At 55.5% G+C, this 19,878-nt stretch carries 19 protein-coding genes; 4 read left to right on the top strand and 15 right to left on the bottom strand.

The window, feature by feature from the left end; translation table 11 throughout:
* Positions 1-297 precede the first annotated feature (297 nt).
* From hemG to pepQ, 4 genes are read right to left on the bottom strand one after another with little or no spacing between them, the layout of a single operon-like run.
* Positions 298-831 carry a menaquinone-dependent protoporphyrinogen IX dehydrogenase gene (gene hemG, locus ABLV07_RS21265; RefSeq protein ID WP_015368833.1) on the bottom strand — a complete coding sequence of 178 codons (534 nt, stop codon included), beginning with the start codon at positions 829-831 and terminating at the stop codon, positions 298-300.
* Between the two features lie 11 nt (positions 832-842).
* Positions 843-2,294: a Trk system potassium transporter TrkH gene (gene trkH / locus ABLV07_RS21260; RefSeq protein ID WP_015368834.1), complete on the bottom strand. Its 1,452-nt coding sequence runs from the start codon at positions 2,292-2,294 to the stop codon at positions 843-845.
* Between the two features lie 41 nt (positions 2,295-2,335).
* Positions 2,336-2,950, bottom strand: a complete 615-nt coding sequence (locus ABLV07_RS21255; RefSeq protein WP_015704001.1) for an IMPACT family protein — start codon at positions 2,948-2,950, stop codon at positions 2,336-2,338.
* Positions 2,950-4,281 carry a Xaa-Pro dipeptidase gene (gene pepQ / locus ABLV07_RS21250; protein ID WP_020077585.1) on the bottom strand — a complete coding sequence of 444 codons (1,332 nt, stop codon included), beginning with the start codon at positions 4,279-4,281 and terminating at the stop codon, positions 2,950-2,952. The genes ABLV07_RS21255 and pepQ overlap by 1 nt, the downstream gene beginning before the upstream one ends.
* Before the next feature lie 191 nt (positions 4,282-4,472).
* Between pepQ and fadB the strand changes: the two genes are divergently transcribed.
* Together fadB and fadA are read left to right on the top strand one after the other, a co-directional pair.
* The gene (gene fadB / locus ABLV07_RS21245; RefSeq protein WP_348853590.1) at positions 4,473-6,662 is read left to right on the top strand and encodes a fatty acid oxidation complex subunit alpha FadB; all 2,190 of its coding nucleotides are present in this window, start codon (positions 4,473-4,475) and stop codon (positions 6,660-6,662) included.
* A gap of 9 nt (positions 6,663-6,671) precedes the next feature.
* The gene (fadA, locus tag ABLV07_RS21240) at positions 6,672-7,835 is read left to right on the top strand and encodes an acetyl-CoA C-acyltransferase FadA (protein WP_015703998.1); all 1,164 of its coding nucleotides are present in this window, start codon (positions 6,672-6,674) and stop codon (positions 7,833-7,835) included.
* 104 nt (positions 7,836-7,939) lie between these two features.
* Here fadA and fre read toward each other — a convergent pair whose 3' ends face one another.
* Both fre and ubiD read right to left on the bottom strand, forming a co-directional pair.
* Positions 7,940-8,641, bottom strand: a complete 702-nt coding sequence (fre, locus tag ABLV07_RS21235; RefSeq protein WP_008807928.1) for an NAD(P)H-flavin reductase — start codon at positions 8,639-8,641, stop codon at positions 7,940-7,942.
* Between the two features lie 55 nt (positions 8,642-8,696).
* Positions 8,697-10,166, bottom strand: a complete 1,470-nt coding sequence (gene ubiD / locus ABLV07_RS21230; RefSeq protein ID WP_087877076.1) for a 4-hydroxy-3-polyprenylbenzoate decarboxylase — start codon at positions 10,164-10,166, stop codon at positions 8,697-8,699.
* 177 nt (positions 10,167-10,343) lie between these two features.
* Between ubiD and rfaH the strand changes: the two genes are divergently transcribed.
* Positions 10,344-10,832, top strand: coding sequence for a transcription/translation regulatory transformer protein RfaH (gene rfaH / locus ABLV07_RS21225; RefSeq protein WP_015703997.1), 489 nt, complete (start codon positions 10,344-10,346; stop codon positions 10,830-10,832).
* An 8-nt stretch (positions 10,833-10,840) separates the two neighbouring features.
* On the opposite strand, the gene tatD is transcribed toward rfaH, so the two are convergent.
* From tatD to udp, 9 genes are all read right to left on the bottom strand, one after another.
* Complete coding sequence (gene tatD / locus ABLV07_RS21220) at positions 10,841-11,635, bottom strand: 3'-5' ssDNA/RNA exonuclease TatD (protein WP_161798739.1); 795 nt, start codon at positions 11,633-11,635, stop codon at positions 10,841-10,843.
* A gap of 32 nt (positions 11,636-11,667) precedes the next feature.
* Positions 11,668-12,441, bottom strand: a complete 774-nt coding sequence (tatC, locus tag ABLV07_RS21215) for a Sec-independent protein translocase subunit TatC (protein ID WP_015368842.1) — start codon at positions 12,439-12,441, stop codon at positions 11,668-11,670.
* A 3-nt stretch (positions 12,442-12,444) separates the two neighbouring features.
* Entirely contained in the window at positions 12,445-12,981 is a 537-nt protein-coding gene (gene tatB / locus ABLV07_RS21210; protein ID WP_032715395.1) for a Sec-independent protein translocase protein TatB, read from the bottom strand.
* A gap of 3 nt (positions 12,982-12,984) precedes the next feature.
* A complete protein-coding gene (tatA, locus tag ABLV07_RS21205; protein WP_015368844.1) occupies positions 12,985-13,236 on the bottom strand; it encodes a Sec-independent protein translocase subunit TatA in 252 nt (83 codons plus the stop codon).
* A 131-nt stretch (positions 13,237-13,367) separates the two neighbouring features.
* The gene (gene ubiB / locus ABLV07_RS21200; RefSeq protein WP_015368845.1) at positions 13,368-15,008 is read right to left on the bottom strand and encodes a ubiquinone biosynthesis regulatory protein kinase UbiB; all 1,641 of its coding nucleotides are present in this window, start codon (positions 15,006-15,008) and stop codon (positions 13,368-13,370) included.
* Positions 15,005-15,610, bottom strand: coding sequence for an SCP2 domain-containing protein (locus ABLV07_RS21195; RefSeq protein ID WP_015368846.1), 606 nt, complete (start codon positions 15,608-15,610; stop codon positions 15,005-15,007). The genes ubiB and ABLV07_RS21195 overlap by 4 nt, the downstream gene beginning before the upstream one ends.
* A 13-nt stretch (positions 15,611-15,623) precedes the next feature.
* On the bottom strand, positions 15,624-16,379 hold the full coding sequence (gene ubiE, locus ABLV07_RS21190) for a bifunctional demethylmenaquinone methyltransferase/2-methoxy-6-polyprenyl-1,4-benzoquinol methylase UbiE (RefSeq protein WP_015368847.1): 756 nt from the start codon (positions 16,377-16,379) through the stop codon (positions 15,624-15,626).
* A gap of 70 nt (positions 16,380-16,449) precedes the next feature.
* Positions 16,450-17,898 (bottom strand): DNA recombination protein RmuC, encoded by a 1,449-nt coding sequence (gene rmuC, locus ABLV07_RS21185; RefSeq protein ID WP_063410744.1) that lies wholly within the window; start codon positions 17,896-17,898, stop codon positions 16,450-16,452.
* A 136-nt stretch (positions 17,899-18,034) separates the two neighbouring features.
* Positions 18,035-18,796 carry a uridine phosphorylase gene (udp, locus tag ABLV07_RS21180; protein WP_004181652.1) on the bottom strand — a complete coding sequence of 254 codons (762 nt, stop codon included), beginning with the start codon at positions 18,794-18,796 and terminating at the stop codon, positions 18,035-18,037.
* A 265-nt stretch (positions 18,797-19,061) separates the two neighbouring features.
* Between udp and ABLV07_RS21175 the strand changes: the two genes are divergently transcribed.
* Positions 19,062-19,874, top strand: a complete 813-nt coding sequence (locus ABLV07_RS21175) for a dienelactone hydrolase family protein (RefSeq protein ID WP_015368850.1) — start codon at positions 19,062-19,064, stop codon at positions 19,872-19,874.
* Positions 19,875-19,878 lie beyond the last annotated feature (4 nt).

Below are 19,878 nucleotides of genomic sequence, written 5' to 3'. Positions count from 1 at the left end.
TCCATGTCACTTTGAGTGCCCACACAGATTGTCTGATAAATTGTTAAAGAGCAGTGCCGCTTCGTTTTTCACTGCGGCGCGGGGTGTGCATATTACGCTTTCCCGCCTCAGAGTCAAGCATTTATTTTTGCTTTTCTCCGCGAGGTTCTCACCGGAACCCCGCTGACCCGGCGGCTTGTTTGCCGTTGTTCCGTGTCAGTGGTGGCGCATTATAGGGAGTAATTCTGAAGTGACAAGAGGAAATTCAAAAAAACTTTTCGTTCGCTCGATTTTCCACCATAACGCGAGTTTTACGCGCTATTTGCTCGTCATTTGCGCGATTTCTCGGGCAAATCTGGCAACCTGCGGCCAATCGGTATAAACCACTTCTTTACTGGTATCCGTTTCCCCGCCGGTCATCTTCATAATTAAGCGAATCATCATTCGATCGTACCAGCGATATCGCGGATAACGCAGCGCACCGGCAAATACCGCGCAGCTCTGCGGCTGCCACGGCGAGTTAAGGAGAAACTTGCGCGTATAGCTGTTGGTTTGCGGGGTGCGCTTTTCCGGTTTGCGCGCCACCAGGTTTACCGAGAAGAACGCCCCCGGCAACGCCTGCAGAGATGCCAGATGCTTTTTCACAAAGCGATCCAGCGCTGGATGAAAGTGCCCGTAGCGAATAGAAGCGCCAATCACCACCCGATCGTAATGATGCCACTCAACCGTCTCGGTACGGTTCAGGTTCACAGTATCCGCATCAACCCCCAGCTCTTTGAGTTCAGAAGCCAGGTAGGAGGCAATTTCACGGGTCTGCCCATCCCGGGTGGAGAAAAGAATTAAAGTTTTCACGAGCACTCCTGTTATTCGCGCCAGAAAGTGGGAGTAAAGAGCACCAATAAGGTGAACACTTCCAGACGACCAAACAGCATGTTAGCAATCAGGATCCATTTCGCGACCGGGTTCATTGTCGCAAAGTTATCAGCAACGACCCCAAGACCAGGCCCCAGGTTGTTCAATGTCGCCACAACTGAAGCAAAGGCAGAGAAGTCATCAACCCCAGTCGCAATAATAGCCAGCATACTAATGATAAAGACCAACGCATAGGCGGAGAAGAATCCCCACACGGCTTCCAGAATACGTTCCGGTAGCGCACGGTTGCCTAGCTTAATGCTATAGACCGCATTCGGGTGCACCAGGCGCTTAAGCTCACGATTCCCCTGCTTAAACAGCAACAGGATACGAATGACCTTTAAGCCACCGCCCGTTGACCCGGCGCAGCCGCCGATAAATGCAGAGCATAGCAGCAATACCGGCAAGAACAGTGGCCAGCGCGCAATACTATCGGTAGTAAACCCAGCGGTCGTCGCCATCGACACCACCTGGAAGAACGCCTGGTTCAGCGTTGTTAACACCGAGCCGTAGACATTATGTAGCCACAATACCAGTGTACAGACGATAACCAGGGTTAGCTGAACACCGATAAACATTCTGAATTCCGGGTCACGCCAGTAAACCCGCAAACTGCGTCCACTTAATAGCGAAAAGTGCAGGCCATAGTTACAGCCGGAGATCAGCAGGAAGATAGCGATGATGGAATTAATCATCGGGCTATTAAAGTAGCCGACGCTGGCATCGTGAGTTGAGAAGCCGCCGATAGCGATGGTCGCAAAGCTATGGCCGATCGCGTCGAATGCCGGCATTCCGGCAAACCACAGCGCCAATGCGCAGGCGACGGTTAATAAGACATAAATAAGCCACAGCGTTTTTGCCGTCTCGGCAATACGCGGGCGCATTTTATTGTCTTTCAACGGGCCCGGCATTTCCGCCCGGTAGAGCTGCATCCCACCGACGCCGAGGATAGGCAAAATCGCCACCGCCAGCACGATGATCCCCATACCGCCGAACCACTGCAGCATCTGGCGATAGAACAGGATGGCATGAGGCAGTGAGTCCAGTCCCACCAGCGTCGTCGCGCCGGTAGTGGTTAAGCCGGAGAAGGATTCAAAAAAGGCATCCGTCACCGTGAGATTAGGCTGTTCAGCAAAGATAAACGGTAACGCACCGACGCTGCCCAACACGGTCCAGAACAGCACGACAATCAGAAACCCCTCGCGGGATTTCAGTTCGCCTTTTTGCTTGCGGTTCGGCCACCACAGCATGGAGCCAATCGCCAGGGCAACAAAGAAGGTTTGGGTGAAAGCTCGCCCCGCGCCATCGCGATATATCAAGGCCACTAATCCCGGGACAATCATTGTCCCCGAAAATAAGATGACCAACAGTCCAACGATTCGGGTTATCGCGCGAAAATGCATCTCTGGCGCTTCCTTTGGGTTACAAAAAAATCAGGTGGGGATTATTCGTCAATCTTCAGTAATTGCAATGAACCACGACTAAAATCAGCCAGTTTTGTCGAAAAAGAGGCCACTTCAGCTTGCGGAAGCGCGACGCGCAGTTGCACAGACGCCTGATATTCACTTTCCACAATAATGCCCGAGAACTGCGCCAGCAACGCTTCTACCCCGGCCAGCTGTCCGTATTCACATTGCAAAGTATATGCGGTTAACGGCGTCTTGCGCTGCGTTTTCAACTGCGCAAGCGCCTGATGGACACCGCCGCCATAGGCCTTCACCAGGCCGCCGGTACCCAGCAGAATACCACCGTAGTAGCGCACCACAACCGCGGTTATCTCGCCGACGCCGCTGCCCATCAGCTGCGCCAGCATGGGTTTACCTGCCGTTCCCGCCGGTTCGCCATCGTCAGAGAAACCCAGCTGCTGTGAATCATCAGGAGGCCCGGCAACCCATGCCACGCAGTGGTGACGAGCGTCCGGGTGCTCAGCCCTGACCGATTCGACAAACGCTTTCGCCGCCGCCACGCCGTCGGTATGCGCCAACAGCGTGATGAAACGGCTCTTTTTGATCTCTTCAACAACGCTCACCGGCGCGGCCGGCACCAACCAACTTTCCATTACGCCAGTTTCAGGTCGCGCGTCATATTTTCGATGCTGTTTTCGTGAACCACCACGTTATCTTCGATACGAATCCCGCCAAACGGCTTCATGGCTTCAATTTTCTGCCAGTTGAAGTGCTTGCTGAACTGCCCTTCACGCCATGGCGCCAACAGCGACTCAATAAAGTAGATGCCTGGTTCGATAGTCAACACCATACGCGGTTCGAGAATACGGGTGCAGCGCAGGTAAGGATACTTCGACGGCGCCGCCAGATGCGTACCGGTATCGTCTTGCATGAAACCGGCGACATCATGAACCTGCAGGCCCAGCGGATGACCAATCCCGTGTGGCATAAACGGCCCGGTCAGATCGTTTTCCACCATCGCCTCTTCGCTCATGCCGGTCACTAGCTGGTGTTTACGCAGCAGCTTTGCGATGCGCTGATGGAACTGAATATGGTAATCAACGTAACTGGCGCCAGCCTTCATGGTGCTAATCAGCGCCAGTTGCTCGTCGTTAACGTCTTTAATCAGCTGCGCGAAATCGTTGTCGCTGTGGCCTGCCCAGGTACGAGTCAGGTCCGCGGCATAGCCGTTGTACTCTGCGCCCGCATCCAACAAGAAGCTACGCATTTCGGTTGGCGCACGGTGATCCAGCTTGGTGTAGTGCAATACGGCCGCATGCTCATTCAGCGCCACGATATTGCTGTAAGGGACGTCGGTATCGCGATGACCGGTCGCCGTCAGGTAAGCCTGATTAATATCGAACTCGCTCATCCCCGACTGGAAAGCTTCGTGGGCCGCGCGATGGCCGTTCACCGCTGATTTCTGCGCTTCACGCATACAGGCCAGCTCATAGTCGGTTTTGTAAGCGCGATAATAGTGCAGATAGTCGATAACGCCTTTCGGGTTGATTTTGTCTGCCGCGATCTCCAGACCTAAAGCACGTTCCGGCACCGGGCCGATATACGCTATGTTGCCACGCGCCGCGGGCAGTTGACCGCCAATGCCATCGGCTTTCGGCAACGCAATAACATCCACTTCCTCAGTCCAGAAAGAGGTCGGCAGCGGCTCAACGTTGTGCCAGTAATCGACCGGCAGATAGAACCACAGTTTCGGTTTATTCACGCCATCCACCAGCAGCCAGCAGTTTGGCACCTGGGTCACCGGCACCCACGCCTTAAACTGCGGGTTAACCTTAAACGGATACGGATGATCGTCGAGGAAGACATTGATCAGCTCGCCGGAGTGGATAAGCAGAGCATCCAGCTTGAAGCGATCTAAAACTTTGCGGGTACGTTCTTGTAGGGTAACGATATGATTTTTATAAAGCGCGGCCAGTGATTCCATCTTTTATCCTTTGCTTTTATTGGATCGTGATTCTCCGCATCTTAGCACATTGACTCCAGGCCGGGTGATTTCTACCGGATGTGATCCGACCAGCAATTATTTAAAGAGTAATTTGCATTTTCTTAACATAAATTCCACACTCCGAGTCATCTGGTATGACCAGATCATATTGCTGGATTCAGGAGACTGACATGCTCTACAAAGGCGACACCCTGTACCTCGACTGGCTGGAAGATGGCATTGCCGAACTGGTTTTCGACGCCCCCGGCTCGGTTAACAAGCTTGATACTGCAACCGTTGCCAGCCTCGGTCACGCGCTGGACGTACTCGAAAAACAAAAAGATCTCAAAGGGCTGCTGCTGCGCTCTGAAAAAGCGGCCTTTATTGTCGGCGCCGATATCACCGAATTCCTTTCACTATTCCTGGTGCCGGAAGAACAGTTGAGCCAGTGGCTGCACTTCGCCAACAGCGTCTTCAATCGTCTGGAAGATTTACCGGTCCCTACTCTGTCAGCGGTTAACGGCTACGCGCTGGGCGGCGGCTGCGAATGCGTACTGGCGACCGACTATCGCCTCGCCACGCCGGATCTGCGCATCGGCCTGCCGGAAACCAAGTTGGGCATTATGCCTGGCTTCGGCGGTTCCGTACGTCTGCCGCGCCTGCTCGGCGCCGATAGCGCGCTGGAAATTATTGCCGCCGGTAAAGACGTCGGTGCCGATCAAGCGCTGAAAATTGGCCTCATTGACGGCATTGTTGCCGCGGAAAAACTGCATGACGGCGCGCTGGCGATTCTGCGCCAGGCGATTAATGGCGACCTGGACTGGAAAGCCAAACGTCAGCCGAAACTGGAGCCGCTGAAGCTCAGCAAAATTGAAGCCGCCATGAGCTTCACTATTGCCAAAGGTATGGTCGCGCAAACCGCCGGAAAACATTACCCGGCGCCGATCACCGCGGTAAAAACCATCGAAGCCGCCGCGCGTCTTGGCCGTGATGACGCGCTGAAGCTGGAAAACCAAAGTTTTGTTCCGCTGGCGCACACCAACGAAGCGCGCGCGCTGGTCGGTATCTTCCTTAACGACCAGTACGTCAAAGCGAAAGCGAAAAAACTCACTAAAGATGTCGAGACGCCGAAGCACGCTGCCGTATTAGGCGCCGGCATTATGGGTGGCGGCATTGCTTACCAGTCAGCCTGGAAAGGCGTGCCGGTGGTGATGAAAGACATTAGCGACAAATCGCTGACCCTTGGCATGACCGAAGCGGCGAAGCTGCTGAATAAACAGCTGGAACGCGGAAAAATCGACGGCCTGAAGCTGGCCGGAGTGATTAGCACCATTCAGCCAACGCTGGAATACAGCGGTTTTGACCGCGTGGACATCGTCGTTGAAGCGGTGGTGGAAAACCCGAAAGTGAAGAAAGCGGTACTGGCGGAAACCGAAGAGAAAGTGCGTCCGGACACCGTGCTGGCTTCCAACACCTCAACGATTCCTATCAGCGAGCTGGCCAGCGTTCTGCAGCGCCCGGAGAATTTCTGCGGTATGCACTTCTTTAACCCGGTACATCGCATGCCGCTGGTTGAAGTGATCCGCGGCGAGAAAACTTCGGACAAGACCATTGCCAAAGTCGTGGCCTGGGCCAGCAAAATGGGCAAAACACCGATCGTGGTGAATGATTGCCCCGGCTTCTTCGTTAACCGCGTCCTGTTCCCCTATTTCGCAGGCTTCAGCCAGCTGCTGCGCGACGGCGCGGATTTCCGCAAAGTCGACAAAGTGATGGAAAAACAGTTTGGCTGGCCGATGGGCCCGGCCTATCTGCTGGATGTTGTCGGCATCGATACCGCGCACCATGCTCAGGCGGTAATGGCGGCGGGGTTCCCACAGCGGATGCAGAAAGATTATCGCGATGCTATCGACGCGCTGTTTGACGCCAGCCGTTTCGGCCAGAAGAACGGCCTCGGTTTCTGGCGTTATAAAGAAGACAGTAAAGGTAAGCCGAAGAAAGAAGAAGATGCCGCAGTCGATAGTCTGCTGGCCGAAGTCAGCCAGCCGAAGCGCGATTTCAGCGATGAAGAGATTATCGCCCGCATGATGATCCCAATGGTTAACGAAGTTGTTCGCTGCCTGGAAGAAGGCATTATCGCCAGCCCGACGGAAGCGGATATGGCGCTGGTATACGGCCTGGGCTTCCCTCCATTCCACGGCGGCGCATTCCGCTGGCTGGACACCATCGGCAGCGCAAAATATCTCGATATGGCGCAGCAATACCAGCACCTCGGCCCGCTTTATGCCGTGCCGGAGGGTCTGCGTAATAAGGCCCGTCATAACGAAGCGTATTATCCTCCAGTAGAACCAGCCCGTCCGGTTGGCGAACTGAAAACGGCTTAAGGAGTCACAATGGAACAGGTTGTCATTGTCGATGCAATTCGCACCCCGATGGGCCGTTCAAAGGGCGGCGCCTTTCGCAACGTGCGTGCGGAAGACCTCTCCGCACACCTGATGCGAAGCCTGCTCTCGCGTAACCCGTCCCTTGAGGCGAGCGCGATTGACGATATTTACTGGGGCTGCGTGCAACAAACGCTGGAGCAGGGTTTCAACATTGCGCGTAACGCCGCGCTGTTGGCGGAAATACCGCACTCGGTACCGGCAACAACGGTTAACCGCCTGTGCGGTTCCTCCATGCAGGCGCTGCACGATGCCGCCCGTATGATCATGACCGGCGACGCCAGTGTCTGCCTGATTGGCGGCGTTGAGCACATGGGCCATGTGCCAATGAGTCATGGTGTCGATTTCCATCCGGGCCTTAGCCGTAACGTGGCGAAAGCCGCCGGTATGATGGGGCTGACCGCGGAAATGCTGGCGCGTCTACACGGCATTAGCCGTGAAATGCAGGATCAATTCGCCGCACGTTCCCACGCTCGCGCCTGGGCGGCGACGCAATCCGGGGCATTCAAGGCGGAGATTATCCCGACCGGTGGCCACGATGCCGATGGCGTGCTGAAATCCTTTAATTATGACGAAGTGATCCGCCCGGAAACCACCGTAGAAGCGCTGGCGGCGCTGAGACCGGCTTTCGATCCGGTGACCGGCACGGTAACGGCAGGTACCTCTTCCGCGCTTTCCGACGGCGCGGCGGCAATGCTGCTGATGAGCGAAAGCCGCGCCCGCGAGCTGGGGCTGAAGCCGCGCGCTCGCGTCCGTTCAATGGCGGTGGTCGGCTGCGATCCGTCCATTATGGGTTATGGCCCGGTTCCGGCCTCAAAGCTGGCGCTGAAAAAAGCGGGATTATCCACCAGCGATATCGACGTCTTTGAAATGAATGAAGCGTTTGCCGCGCAGATCCTGCCGTGTATTAAAGATCTGGGCTTAATGGAGCAGATCGACGAGAAGATCAACCTCAACGGCGGCGCGATCGCGCTCGGACATCCGCTAGGCTGTTCCGGAGCGCGTATTAGCACCACGCTGATTAACCAGATGGAACGCAAAGACGCGCAGTTCGGTCTGGCGACCATGTGTATCGGCTTAGGCCAGGGGATCGCCACCGTATTCGAGCGGATGTAGGAAAAAACTCAATGCCATTATTGCCTGCCAGCCAACAGGCAATAATGGATTAGAGGGGGTTTAGTTGCCGTTCTTCCCGCCTGTCAGGGGCGGGTTTTTTATTTTCAGATAAACGCAAACGCATCGCCAAACAGGCGATCTTCACGCGCGCCGCGCTCATTACAGAACAGATCGCGGGCAATTTTAGCCATCTCAAAACGACCGGCAATGTAAATATCATGCTCGGCCAGCGTACCGTAATCCTGCAGCACGGCGGTGAGTACCGTACCGGAGCGACCACGCCACCCTTCTTCCGGCTGCTCGACCACCGGCTCGATGCGCAGATTCGGATGCTTGATGCTTAACGCTTCCAGCTCGGCCAGATCGTACAGATGTTTAGCCTCGCGGCCGCCCCAATAAATGGCGATATCGCGATCCGGGTTACGCGCCAGCGCGGTTAACAGAATAGAACGCACATAAGAGAATCCGGTACCGCCGGCGATCAGAATCAGCGGGCGATCTTCGTCATCGCGCAGCCACGCTTCGCCATGCGGAATATCAACCTCAATTTCACGCTCTTTCAGAATGCGATCCATCACCGCCATCGCATACAGATTGAGTTCAGAAGCACCGATATGCAGCTCGATAAACTCATGCTCTGACGGCGTGGAAGCCATAGAGAACGGACGCTTGTCGCGCTCATCCATCACTACCATCAGATACTGGCCGGCGCGGAAAGAAAATGCCGCTTCCGGTACTAATCGAACGCGATACACGGTATCGGTAATCGCCTCCACCGAGGTCACTTTACAGCTTAAGGTTGTCATGCGTCCCCTCTGTCGGGTCTATAGAGCAAAACAGCGGCGTTAGCCCCGCTTACTGTTATTTAAAGATGGCCAGTTCATCCCAGATGGCGTCGATACGCGCCGTCACCTCAGGATCTTTTTTGATTGGACGACCCCATTCACGCTGGGTTTCGCCAGGCCATTTATTTGTGGCATCCAGCCCCATTTTTGAACCCAGGCCGGAAACCGGCGAGGCAAAATCCAGATAATCTATTGGCGTATTTTCTACCAGTACCGTATCACGAGCCGGGTCCATACGGGTAGTAATCGCCCAAATCACGTCATTCCAGTCGCGCGCGTTCACGTCATCGTCGCAGACAATCACGAACTTGGTATACATGAACTGGCGCAGGAACGACCAGACGCCCATCATCACGCGCTTGGCATGGCCTGCGTACTGTTTTTTCATGGTCACCACCGCCAGGCGATAGGAACACCCTTCCGGCGGCAGATAGAAATCGACGATTTCCGGGAACTGCTTTTGCAGAATCGGCACAAAGACTTCGTTCAGCGCCACGCCCAGCACCGCGGGTTCATCCGGCGGACGACCGGTATAGGTCGAATGATAAATCGCGTCTTCGCGCTGGGTAATATGGGTCACCGTAAATACCGGGAAGCTGTCTACTTCATTGTAGTAGCCGGTATGATCGCCGTATGGCCCTTCCGGCGCCATCTCGCCGGCCTCAATGTAGCCTTCAAGCACGATTTCCGCGCTGGCCGGCACTTCAAGGTCATTGGAAACGCACTTCACCACTTCGGTCTTGGTGCCGCGCAGCAAGCCTGCGAAAGCGTATTCCGACAGGGTATCAGGAACCGGCGTCACTGCGCCCAGAATGGTCGCCGGATCGGCGCCAAGCGCCACGGAAACCGGAAAACGTTCGCCGGGATGCGCCGCGCACCACTCCTGGAAATCGAGCGCGCCGCCGCGGTGGGACAACCAACGCATGATGAGTTTATTTTTACCGATCAGCTGCTGGCGATAAATACCCAGATTTTGCCTCTCCTTGTGCGGGCCGCGGGTCACCGTCAGCCCCCAGGTAATCAGCGGCGCGGCATCTTCCGGCCAGCAGGTCATAATCGGTATTTTGTTGAGATCGACATCATCGCCCTGGATGATTTTTTGGTGACAAGGCGCGCCGCGCAGGCGTTTGGTCGGCATATTCAACACTTGCTTGAACTGCGGCAGCTTATCAAACAGATCGCGGAAGCCTTTTGGCGGCTCCGGCTCTTTCAGAAAGGCCAATAGCTTCCCGACTTCCCGTAGCGAACTGACGTCTTCCTGGCCCATCCCCAGCGCCACACGACGCGGCGTGCCAAACAGGTTGCACAGCACCGGCATCGAGTAGCCTTTCGGGTTTTCAAACAGCAGCGCCGGGCCGCCGGCACGCAGGGTGCGGTCGGCAATTTCGGTAATTTCCAGATGCGGGTCGACCGGCAGGGTTATCCGTTTTAGCTCGCCCTGCTGCTCAAGTAATGTCAGAAAGTCGCGTAGATCGTGGTATTTCATGGAGTTATTATTGACCTCTATACAAGCGGCTGATTATACGATTTTCGCCGCAACGATGCTGTACTTTTGTTAAATAAGCGTAAATGAACAGGCTATTTACGCTTTCGCTTATAATGGTTTTCGCGATTGTTCCAGGCTTTTGTTATGCTTGCAGGTAGTAAAGCGGAAAGAGTCATTATGCAAGCCTGGTACTTACTTTATTGCAAACGTGGGCAGCTTCAGCGCGCCCAGGAACACCTTGAACGTCAGGCAGTCAATTGCCTGATGCCGACGATCGCGCTGGAAAAAATCATCCGTGGTAAACGTACTACGGTCAGCGAGCCCCTGTTCCCAAACTATCTGTTCGTCGAATTCGATCCCGAGATCATTCATACCACCACCATCAGCGCTACCCGAGGGGTGAACAGTTTCGTCCGTTTTGGCGCCCAACCGGCAGTGGTCCCTTCAGAGGTGATTCACCAGCTTTCCATCTATAAACCGGAAGGTATTACCGACCCGGAAACGCCTCATGAAGGCGACAGCGTGTTAATCACCGACGGTGCTTTTGAAGGGCTGCAGGCTATTTTCACCGAGCCCGACGGCGAAGCCCGTTCAATGCTGCTCCTCAATCTGTTGAATAAACAGGTCCTGCAAAGCGTTAAAAATACCGACTTCTATAAAATCTGACGGCGCGGTTAAAAGCGCACGCCAAACAGCTTCCTGACGTTCGCATCCGTAACCTCCTCCAGCCATTGCGCTTCCTCGCCTCGCCAGCCCGCTACGCTTGCCAGAATATGCGGCAGATAAGCGGGCTCGTTGCGCCGCGAGGAGGGCTTCGGCTTCATATCCCTCGGTAATAGATATGGCGCATCGGTCTCCAGCAGCAGACGTTCCGCCGGGATCGCCGGCAACAGTTCACGAAGCTCCAGTCCCCGCCGCTCATCGCACACCCAGCCGGTGATACCGATAAATAAACCTCTATCAAGACACTGAATCACTTCCTCGCGGCTACCGGTAAAGCAGTGCAACACGGCGCCGGGCAGTTTATTGAGCCACGGCTCCAGCAGCTCAAGGAACCGTTGATGGGCGTCGCGGCAGTGTAAAAATACCGGCATTGAGAGCTCGGCCGCCAGCGCCAGCTGGGCGCTGAATGCCTTCTCTTGTTCCTGCGGCGTTGAGAAATTACGGTTGAAATCAAGACCGCATTCGCCAATCGCCGCCACCTGCGGCTGGCGGGCCAGCGCGTGGATTTCTTCGGCCACCGACTCAGTCCAGGTGCTGCTATCGTGCGGATGTACACCCGCAGTAGACCAGCAGTTGGCGTAACGGCCAGCCATCTGCCGCGCCTGCTGGCTTTCATGCAGATTGGTGCCGGTCAGCAACATCCCATGGACACCTGCCGCCTGCGCGCGCGCAACCACCTCGTCGTGGTCGCGGGAAAACTGCGAGCTGGTCAGATTTACGCCAATATCAAACATCATAACTCCCATATGACAACCGCCCTGACGGGCGGTTGGCGTTGTTACTCTTCTTTGCTCTCCGCCTCTTCGGCGGCGGCATCTTCGTCACGCGTCAGGCGTTTACCGGTGTAGAAACGGGCAAAGAACACCCCGACTTCAAACAGGCAATACATGGGGATGGCCAACAGCGTTTGCGAGAACACATCCGGCGGCGTCAGCAACATACCGACCACGAAGGCGCCCACCAGCACGTAGGGCCGTTTTTTACGTAAATCTTCCGGCGTCGTGACGCCCATCCAGCAGAGCAGGACGATGGCGACCGGCACTTCAAACGACACGCCGAAAGCCATAAACAACGCCATGACAAAATCGAGGTAGCTACGGATATCGGTCGAAACTAATACCCCTTCCGGCGCGGCGTGAGTCAGGAAGCCGAATGCCAGCGGGAACACGACGAAATAAGCGAAAGCCATACCGATATAAAACAGCAACGTACTGGAAACCAGCAGCGGCATGACCAGCCGACGTTCATGCTTATACAACGCCGGCGCCACGAATGCCCATACCTGATAAAGAATGACCGGCACCGACAGGATCACCGAAACCATAAAGGTCAGTTTGATCGGCGTGAAGAAAGGAGAAGCGACATCGGTGGCGATCATCGTCGCGCCTACCGGCATTTTGCTGATAAGCGGAGCGGATACCAGTTGATAGATATCGTTGGCAAAGTAAACCAACGCCAGGAAGATCACCAGGATGGCAATGATGCTGTTGAGCAGACGCTTACGCAGCTCAATCAGATGTGAAATTAACGGTTGAGTCTCGTCTACGCCCATTTTTTACGCTTTATCACTCGATGCGGGGGAAGAATCTGGCACTGCCGCGGCGGCTTTTTCCTTAGCCGCCGGGACTTCAGCCGGCGAAACGGATGGCTCCTCGGCAACGGGCTCCGGGGTATGTGCCGGGGCGCTGACCTGATGTTCCGCCGTTGCCGGTGTAATATCCTGGCGCTGCGCTTCGCTACCTTTGACGACCGGATTATGGATGGTGTTCGCTTCGTCGCTGGCCTTTTCAGGATCGTGGGCGGTATAGGAACGCTTCATAGATTCAGCTGCTTCACGCAGCTCGTCCATCGAGGCTTTGAGCTCCGGAGTCAGATTATCCAGGCTGGCTTTCTCCACCTTCTTCAGGCTCTCCTGAAACTCCTGCAGTTTTAGCTCCTGGGCAAGCTCATTTTGTACGGTGGTCGCCAGCGAGCGCAACGTACGGATCCAGCTGGCCACCGTTTTGACGGCGACAGGTAGTCGCTGTGGCCCCAATACGATGAGGCCAATCACGAACACCAGCAATAGTTCACTAAAACCGATATCGAACACGAATTACACCTGCTCTTTGTCGTGGCGTTTTGTCTCGTCTTTTTTCGCATCATCTTGTTTATCAGCGATAGTTTTCGCTGCAAAATCTGCATCGGCTGAGGATTTATCAGATTTCTCATCATCGCTCATCGCTTTTTTAAAGCCCTTGATCGATGCGCCTAAATCCGAACCCAGCGAGCTCAGCTTCTTCGTCCCGAAAAGCAGAACTACGATGACGACAACAATTAACAACTGCCAAATACTGATACCACCCATACACGTTCCCCTATGACAGATGATGAATGATGAGAGCGCATTATACACGTCATCCGGTGAGACGCCTCTTTGTCAGACCGCTCACATGACTTCGCGCAAGAATCAATGCGCCAGAATAAACGCGAAACCTGTCAGCGCGTTTTTCGCCAACCAATAAGCCAGGTTACGACGCCGCCGGCCATCAGCCAGCCTGGCATCATGCCCCACTCCGGGCGGTGGATAAATAACAGCGTACCGCTTAAAAGCAAAACGGCGCCTATACCAAACAGATAGCGGGACTGCCCCTGACGCACGTGACGCACCTGGAAGTCGCGCACGATAGTATCGACGCTGGTCTGCAGCTGTTTGCTCTGCTGCAGGCTTTGGTACACCAGCTCAGGAATTTCCGGCATCCTTTCAATCCAGAACGGCGCTTTTTCTTTAAACGCACGCACCAGCGCGGGAATACCGACCTGATCCTTAATCCACGACTCGAGAAAAGGCTTCGCCGTTTTCCACAAGTCTAACTGAGGATAGAGCTGACGACCTACCCCTTCTACGTAAAGTAATGTCTTCTGAAGCAAAACCAGCTGCGGTTGGACTTCCATATTGAAACGCCGCGCGGTGTTAAACAGATTCAGCAATACGTGGCCGAAGGAGATTTCCGCCAGCGGCTTTTCAAAGATGGGCTCGCACACGGTGCGAATCGCAAACTCAAACTCTTCAACGTTGGTATCCGGCGGCACCCAGCCGGAATCGACGTGCAGCTCGGCAACCTTACGGTAATCGCGGTTGAAGAAAGCAATGAAGTTTTCTGCGAGATAACGCTTATCGTCTTTGTTCAGCGAGCCGACGATACCGCAGTCGATACCGATATATTGCGGGTCATGCGGATGATCGTAGCTAACGAAAATATTACCCGGATGCATATCCGCATGGAAAAAGCTGTCGCGAAACACCTGGGTAAAGAAGACCTGCACCCCACGCTCCGCAAGCAACTGCATGTTGGTGCCCTGGGCTTCCAGCGCAGCGACGTCGGAAACCGGAATACCGTAGATCCGCTCCATCACCATCATGCCTTCGCTACAGTAATCGGAATAGACTTCCGGCACGTATAGCATTGGGCTATCTTCGAAATTGCGCCGTAGCTGAATAGCGTTAGCCGACTCGCGTAACAGGTTCAGCTCGTCCATCAGCGTTTTTTCATATTCGCGGACGACTTCTTGCGGGCGCAGACGGCGGCCATCCGGCAGCAGACGAGGTACCCAGCGCGCCAGGCGGTAGATTAATTTCATGTCCGCTTTGATCACCGGCAGGATATCCGGGCGGATGACCTTGATGACGACCTCTTTGCCGTTGTCTTTCAGGCGCGCGGTATGGACCTGGGCGATGGAGGCGGAAGCGAGCGGCTCAATGGCGAAATCATCGAACCAGGCTTCAATGGGCAGCCCACCCATCGCTTGTTCGATCTGTTGTTTAGCCAATTTGCCATCGAAAGGTGCGACGCGATCCTGCAGCAGCGCCAGTTGATCGGCGATTTGCGGCGGGAACAGATCGCGGCGGGTGGAGAGCATCTGGCCGAACTTAATCCACACCGGGCCCAGCTCCTGCAGCGCCAGGCGTAAGCGTTGACCCAGCGGTTTATCTTTGTGGCGATTCGGCATCCAGAACAACATTCGCCGCCAGATGCGCAGCGGCAATGTGATACGCATTTTGGGAATGAGCTCATCAAGCCCGTAACTCAAAAAGGTGCGGATGATAAAATACAGGCGCCGTAATTCTCCTGGCGTCATTTGCCCTCCAGCGTTTCCAGCCGTTTTTCCAGTGCGGCCAGCGCGCGTTCTACAGCGGCGGACTCTTCAGCAAACCAGGCCATTTCCAACGGCCCCGGCGCCAGTCGCCACTCTTCGGTAATCGCTTCAGCGACGTAGCGCTGCTGGCTTTTCGCGCCCTGCAGCAGGAAGCGCGCGCCGCCGCGAAGCACCTTGCCAACCCCTTCAGCGACGATATCGCCGGTATACGGCGCCAATAACTCTGCCGGGTCGAACTCCGCCAGATCGCAAAGTGCGACCATGTTCTGCACAACCTGCAGGTCGCCCTGTACTTCCAGATCGCCGCTGCGGATCAGCGCGGTCAGTTGTTGGCGGTTACGCAGCTGCGGCAGCACGCTCAGGCGGGTTATCACGGTACAGTCAGCTTCGCCTTCCCACGCGCCGAGCACGTCGATTTGCTGCTCGCTATAGGCCAGCACGACAGGCGCCGACAGCTCTTTGAGCTCTACGCGCAGCACTTTCCCTAGCAGGCGCTGACGCGCCGGTTTAAGCGCGCGGTCGCGCCAGAGAAAAGTATTAAGAACCGTTTCGATGCCAGCGGTAACCAGTGGTGCGAAAGGCATAGCGTCCCTCCTGTCAGAACTTATAGCCGCGGTGTAGCGCGACAATACCTGCCGTCAGGTTGTAGTAGTCGACGCTTTCAAAACCCGCCTCCTGCATCATGCCTTTCAGGGTGTCCTGATCGGGATGCATGCGGATGGATTCCGCCAGATAGCGATAGCTTTCCGCATCGTTTGCCACCAGCTCGCCGACTTTCGGCAACACGTGGAAGGAGTAAGCGTCGTAGGCTTTGCTCAGCGGTTCGAGAATCGGTTTAGAAAACTCCAGAACCAGCAGACGTCCGCCCGGTTTCAGCACGCGGTACATTGAACGCAGCGCTTTGTCTTTATCGGTAACGTTACGCAGGCCAAAGGAGATGGTGATGCAGTCAAAGGTGTTATCCGCAAACGGCAGCGCTTCAGCGTTGGCCTGAACATACTCGACGTTACCGACAATACCGATGTTGCGCAGTTTTTCGCGGCCCATTTTGAGCATCGAATCATTGATATCGGCGAGCATCACGCGGCCGGTTTCGCCCACCAGACGGGAAAACTTCGCCGTCAGGTCGCCGGTGCCACCCGCTAAGTCCAGCACAGTTTGCCCGCGACGCACGCCGCTGCAGTCGATGGTGAAGCGCTTCCACAAGCGATGAATCCCGAACGACATTAAGTCGTTCATCACATCATATTTTGCAGCGACAGAATGGAATACATGCGCCACCATGTCCGCCTTCTGCTCTTTGGCTACCGTTTGAAAGCCAAAATGCGTTGTTTCTTGTGAATCCTCAACCATCTCTATGCCCGCTTACTTATCAAGAAAATGTTCAGCGAGTGTAACAGATTCAGGCCATTTCCCATACGTTTCAGCTTGGCCTGACGTGCTCGTTTGCGCTCGCTGCAGGCTCGGAATCGGCGCTAACCACATCTTCCTGCGGTGAATTTTCATCTTCCTCAAGGCGATATTCGTCATCCTGCGCCGTGGCCTGCTCGACTAAATCAGGATTAATCCCGCGCTTAACCTCGACCCCCAGGCCACGGAATGACTCGGCCTGCACCAGCAGGTTGCCGCGCCCGGAGGCGAGCTTTTTCATCGCCTGGCGATAGTTATCCTGGGCTTTATCAAGGCTTTGACCGATAGCCGACATATCGTCGACAAACAGCCGCATCTTGTCATACAGGCGCCCGGCGCGCTCGGCGATTTTTTGCGCGTTACGGCTTTGATGCTCATAGCGCCACAAGTTGGCGATGGTGCGCAACGCCACCAGCAAGGTTGTCGGGCTAACCAGCATAATATTGTTCTTCAGCGCCTCGCTGATAAGCTCAGGTTGGCGGTCGATGGCCAGCAGGAACGCCGGCTCAACGGGGATGAACATCAGCACATAATCGAGCGAACGAAGCCCCGGCAGTTGTTGGTAATCTTTACGCCCCAGCAGGCGAATGTGGTTACGCACCGAGGCAATATGCTCCTGCAGCGCCGCTTCGCGGGTATAGTCGTCGTCAGCGTTGAAGTAGCGCTCATAGGCGACGAGGGTCATTTTGGCGTCGATAACCACGTCTTTGCCCTGCGGCAGACGCACGATAACATCCGGCTGCATCCGCGAGCGGTTATCGGTTTCGATGCTCACCTGAGTTTGATACTCATAGCCTTCGCGCAGGCCGGAGGCCTCCAGCACGCGGGTTAGCACCACTTCTCCCCAGTTGCCCTGAGTTTTGTTATCACCCTTCAGCGCTTTCGTCAGGTTCAGCGCCTCTTGCGCCATCTGCGCGTTCAGCTGTTGCAAATTGCGGATTTCGTGCGCCAGCGTGTGGCGCTCACGCGCCTCCTGGCCGAAGCTGTCCTGCACCTGACGACGGAAGCCGTCGAGCTGTTCGCGCAGCGGCGTCAGCAGGCCATGCAGGCTCTGGCGATTTTGTTCATCAACCCGTCGGTTGCTGTGCTCAAATATGCGGTTCGCCAGGTTTTCAAACTGCTCGCTCAGGCGCTGCTCGCTGTTGACCATCTGGCGAATTTTATCTTCGGCGTGCAACTGAGTGGATTCCAGACGGGTGGTCACTTCACGCAGGTCGGCCTCCAGCGAGGTGTTGATATCACGCAGGCTGCGCAGCTCGTTGTTGAGAAGTTCGCACTCATCGCGCCAGTGCGATTCCTGCACCAGTTGCTGACGTGCGGCGCTAAGTTCAATATCCAGCTCGCGGCGCTCTTCAATGAGATCGGCGCGGATTTGATCGGCGCGGGCTTTTGTCGCCAGCCAGCCAACGATTAACCCTGCCGCCAGCGCCACCACGGCGCTTATCACAATAGAGATATCCACAACGCCTCCCCGGCAACCACTTACGGCATAAAAATAGAATTGTGCTGTACAAACGTCCAGTTGAAAAGGATTTTCCTGCGAGGCGCTACGCAAAAAAAAGGCCGGAAGATCCGGCCCTGTGAGAAAGAGAGAAGAACTACAGCAGACGGCGCGCCGCTTCCACAACGATTTTCACCGCGTGGCTTTCGGTTTGCTTCATGGTTTCGGCGTTAGGGATCTCTTGCTGGGTACGGTTGACGATAACCCCTGCCACCATCCCGGCGCGCAGGCCCTGGCTGGCGCACATGGTCAGCAGCGTAGCGGATTCCATTTCATAGTTCATGACGCCCATTGCCTGCCACTCTTCCATCGAGCCTTTGAAACGGCTCACGACGCGGCCGGAGAAGGTGTCGTAACGCTCCTGGCCTGGATAGAAGGTATCAGAGGAGGCAGTCACGCCGATATGCGTGGTCGCGCCGATTGATTTCGCCGCTTCCACCAGCGCGGTGGTACAGGCGAAGTCAGCAACGGCCGGGAACTCCATCGGCGCAAAGTGCAGGCTGGCGCCGTCCAGACGGACAGAACCGGTCGTCACCAGCACATCGCCAACATTGATATGTGGCTGAATCGCGCCGGTGGTACCGATACGCAGGAAGGTACGAACCCCCAGCTGCGCCAGCTCTTCCACGGCGATAGAGGTCGACGGGCCGCCGATACCGGTGGAGCAAACAATCACCGGTTTGCCGTCCAGCTCAGCGCGCCAGGAGGTAAATTCACGATGTGATGCCAGCTTAACCGGCTTATCCATCAGCGCGGCGATCTTTTCCACACGCTCCGGATCGCCAGGGACGATAGCCAGCGTAGCCCCTTGTAAATCGTTCTTAGTGAGGCCGAGATGAAAAACATCAGACTTGGACATAAAAAACTCCTCTGTGGGTCGAAGTATCAGCAGAAGCAAAAGGGTACTTTACAGAAGCCACTCGCTTATTTTTGTGATGATAGTCACCATGCATAATAATGATTGCATTTGTTTTTCAACAAATAGTGATTCACATCACATTAACAAGTTATATTCGCGGTCACAGAACAAAAGATAGCCGCTTTCAGGCACTGTGCTTTATTAACGTTCAGTCTAAGAGTCTATATTTATCGATGCGCTAATAAATAAGGGTACGGAGAATACCATGACCACCACCAAGCAACCCGGATTCGCACCTGCAGCCTCGCCGCACGCCTCTACCGCCGTCCATACGTCGGATGAGCACATTACCGCCGGAGAAACCTCGATCCCATCGCAGGGCGAGAATATGCCGGCCTATCACGCCCGCCCGAAAAACGCCGACGGCCCGCTGCCGATCGTTATCGTGGTGCAGGAAATTTTCGGCGTACATGAGCATATCCGCGATCTGTGCCGCCGCCTGGCGCAGGAAGGCTATCTGGCGATTGCGCCAGAACTCTACTTCCGCCAGGGCGATCCGAATGAGTACAACGATATCCCTACCCTGTTCAAAGAACTGGTCACTAAGGTGCCTGACGCACAGGTGCTGGCGGATCTCGACCACGTCGCCAGTTGGGCGGCACGCCACGGCGGCGATGCCCATCGTCTGCTGATCACCGGTTTCTGCTGGGGCGGTCGCATCACCTGGCTGTATGCCGCGCATAACCCGCAGTTGAAGGCAGGCGTCGCTTGGTATGGCAAACTGGTGGGAGAAAAATCGCTGAATTCGCCAAAACACCCGGTGGATATCGCTGTCGATCTCAACGCGCCGGTACTTGGCCTGTACGGCGCTAAAGACGCCAGCATTCCGCAGGATACCGTCGAGACCATGCGCCAGGCGCTGCGGGCGGCAAATGCGAACGCTGAGATCGTGGTCTATCCCGAGGCCGATCACGCCTTTAACGCCGACTATCGCGCCAGCTATCACGAAGAGTCAGCCAAAGACGGCTGGCAGCGGATGCTGGACTGGTTTGCTCAATATGGCGGTAAAAAAGGGTAACTCG

This window comes from Klebsiella sp. CN_Kp097 (assembly GCF_040064495.1).
GTDB classification, from domain to species: Bacteria; Pseudomonadota; Gammaproteobacteria; order Enterobacterales; family Enterobacteriaceae; genus Klebsiella; species Klebsiella aerogenes.
Note: the sequence above shows the minus strand (reverse complement) of the source record. Positions and strands in the feature narration are given on the sequence as shown.

Bases quoted from the DNA above. Each gene is read 5' to 3' on its own strand.
- ABLV07_RS21255 (WP_015704001.1), bottom strand. From the start codon at position 2,950: ATGGAAAGTTGGTTGGTGCCGGCCGCGCCGGTGAGCGTTGTTGAAGAG.
- ABLV07_RS21175 (WP_015368850.1), top strand. From the start codon at position 19,062: ATGACCACCACCAAGCAACCCGGATTCGCACCTGCAGCCTCGCCGCAC.
- fre (WP_008807928.1), bottom strand. From the start codon at position 8,641: ATGACAACCTTAAGCTGTAAAGTGACCTCGGTGGAGGCGATTACCGAT.
- ubiD (WP_087877076.1), bottom strand. From the start codon at position 10,166: ATGAAATACCACGATCTACGCGACTTTCTGACATTACTTGAGCAGCAG.
- tatA (WP_015368844.1), bottom strand. From the start codon at position 13,236: ATGGGTGGTATCAGTATTTGGCAGTTGTTAATTGTTGTCGTCATCGTA.
- tatC (WP_015368842.1), bottom strand. From the start codon at position 12,441: ATGGGCGTAGACGAGACTCAACCGTTAATTTCACATCTGATTGAGCTG.
- ubiB (WP_015368845.1), bottom strand. From the start codon at position 15,008: ATGACGCCAGGAGAATTACGGCGCCTGTATTTTATCATCCGCACCTTT.
- tatD (WP_161798739.1), bottom strand. From the start codon at position 11,635: ATGGGAGTTATGATGTTTGATATTGGCGTAAATCTGACCAGCTCGCAG.
- ABLV07_RS21195 (WP_015368846.1), bottom strand. From the start codon at position 15,610: ATGCCTTTCGCACCACTGGTTACCGCTGGCATCGAAACGGTTCTTAAT.
- trkH (WP_015368834.1), bottom strand. From the start codon at position 2,294: ATGCATTTTCGCGCGATAACCCGAATCGTTGGACTGTTGGTCATCTTA.
- fadA (WP_015703998.1), top strand. From the start codon at position 6,672: ATGGAACAGGTTGTCATTGTCGATGCAATTCGCACCCCGATGGGCCGT.
- pepQ (WP_020077585.1), bottom strand. From the start codon at position 4,281: ATGGAATCACTGGCCGCGCTTTATAAAAATCATATCGTTACCCTACAA.
- rfaH (WP_015703997.1), top strand. From the start codon at position 10,344: ATGCAAGCCTGGTACTTACTTTATTGCAAACGTGGGCAGCTTCAGCGC.
- ubiE (WP_015368847.1), bottom strand. From the start codon at position 16,379: ATGGTTGAGGATTCACAAGAAACAACGCATTTTGGCTTTCAAACGGTA.
- udp (WP_004181652.1), bottom strand. From the start codon at position 18,796: ATGTCCAAGTCTGATGTTTTTCATCTCGGCCTCACTAAGAACGATTTA.
- fadB (WP_348853590.1), top strand. From the start codon at position 4,473: ATGCTCTACAAAGGCGACACCCTGTACCTCGACTGGCTGGAAGATGGC.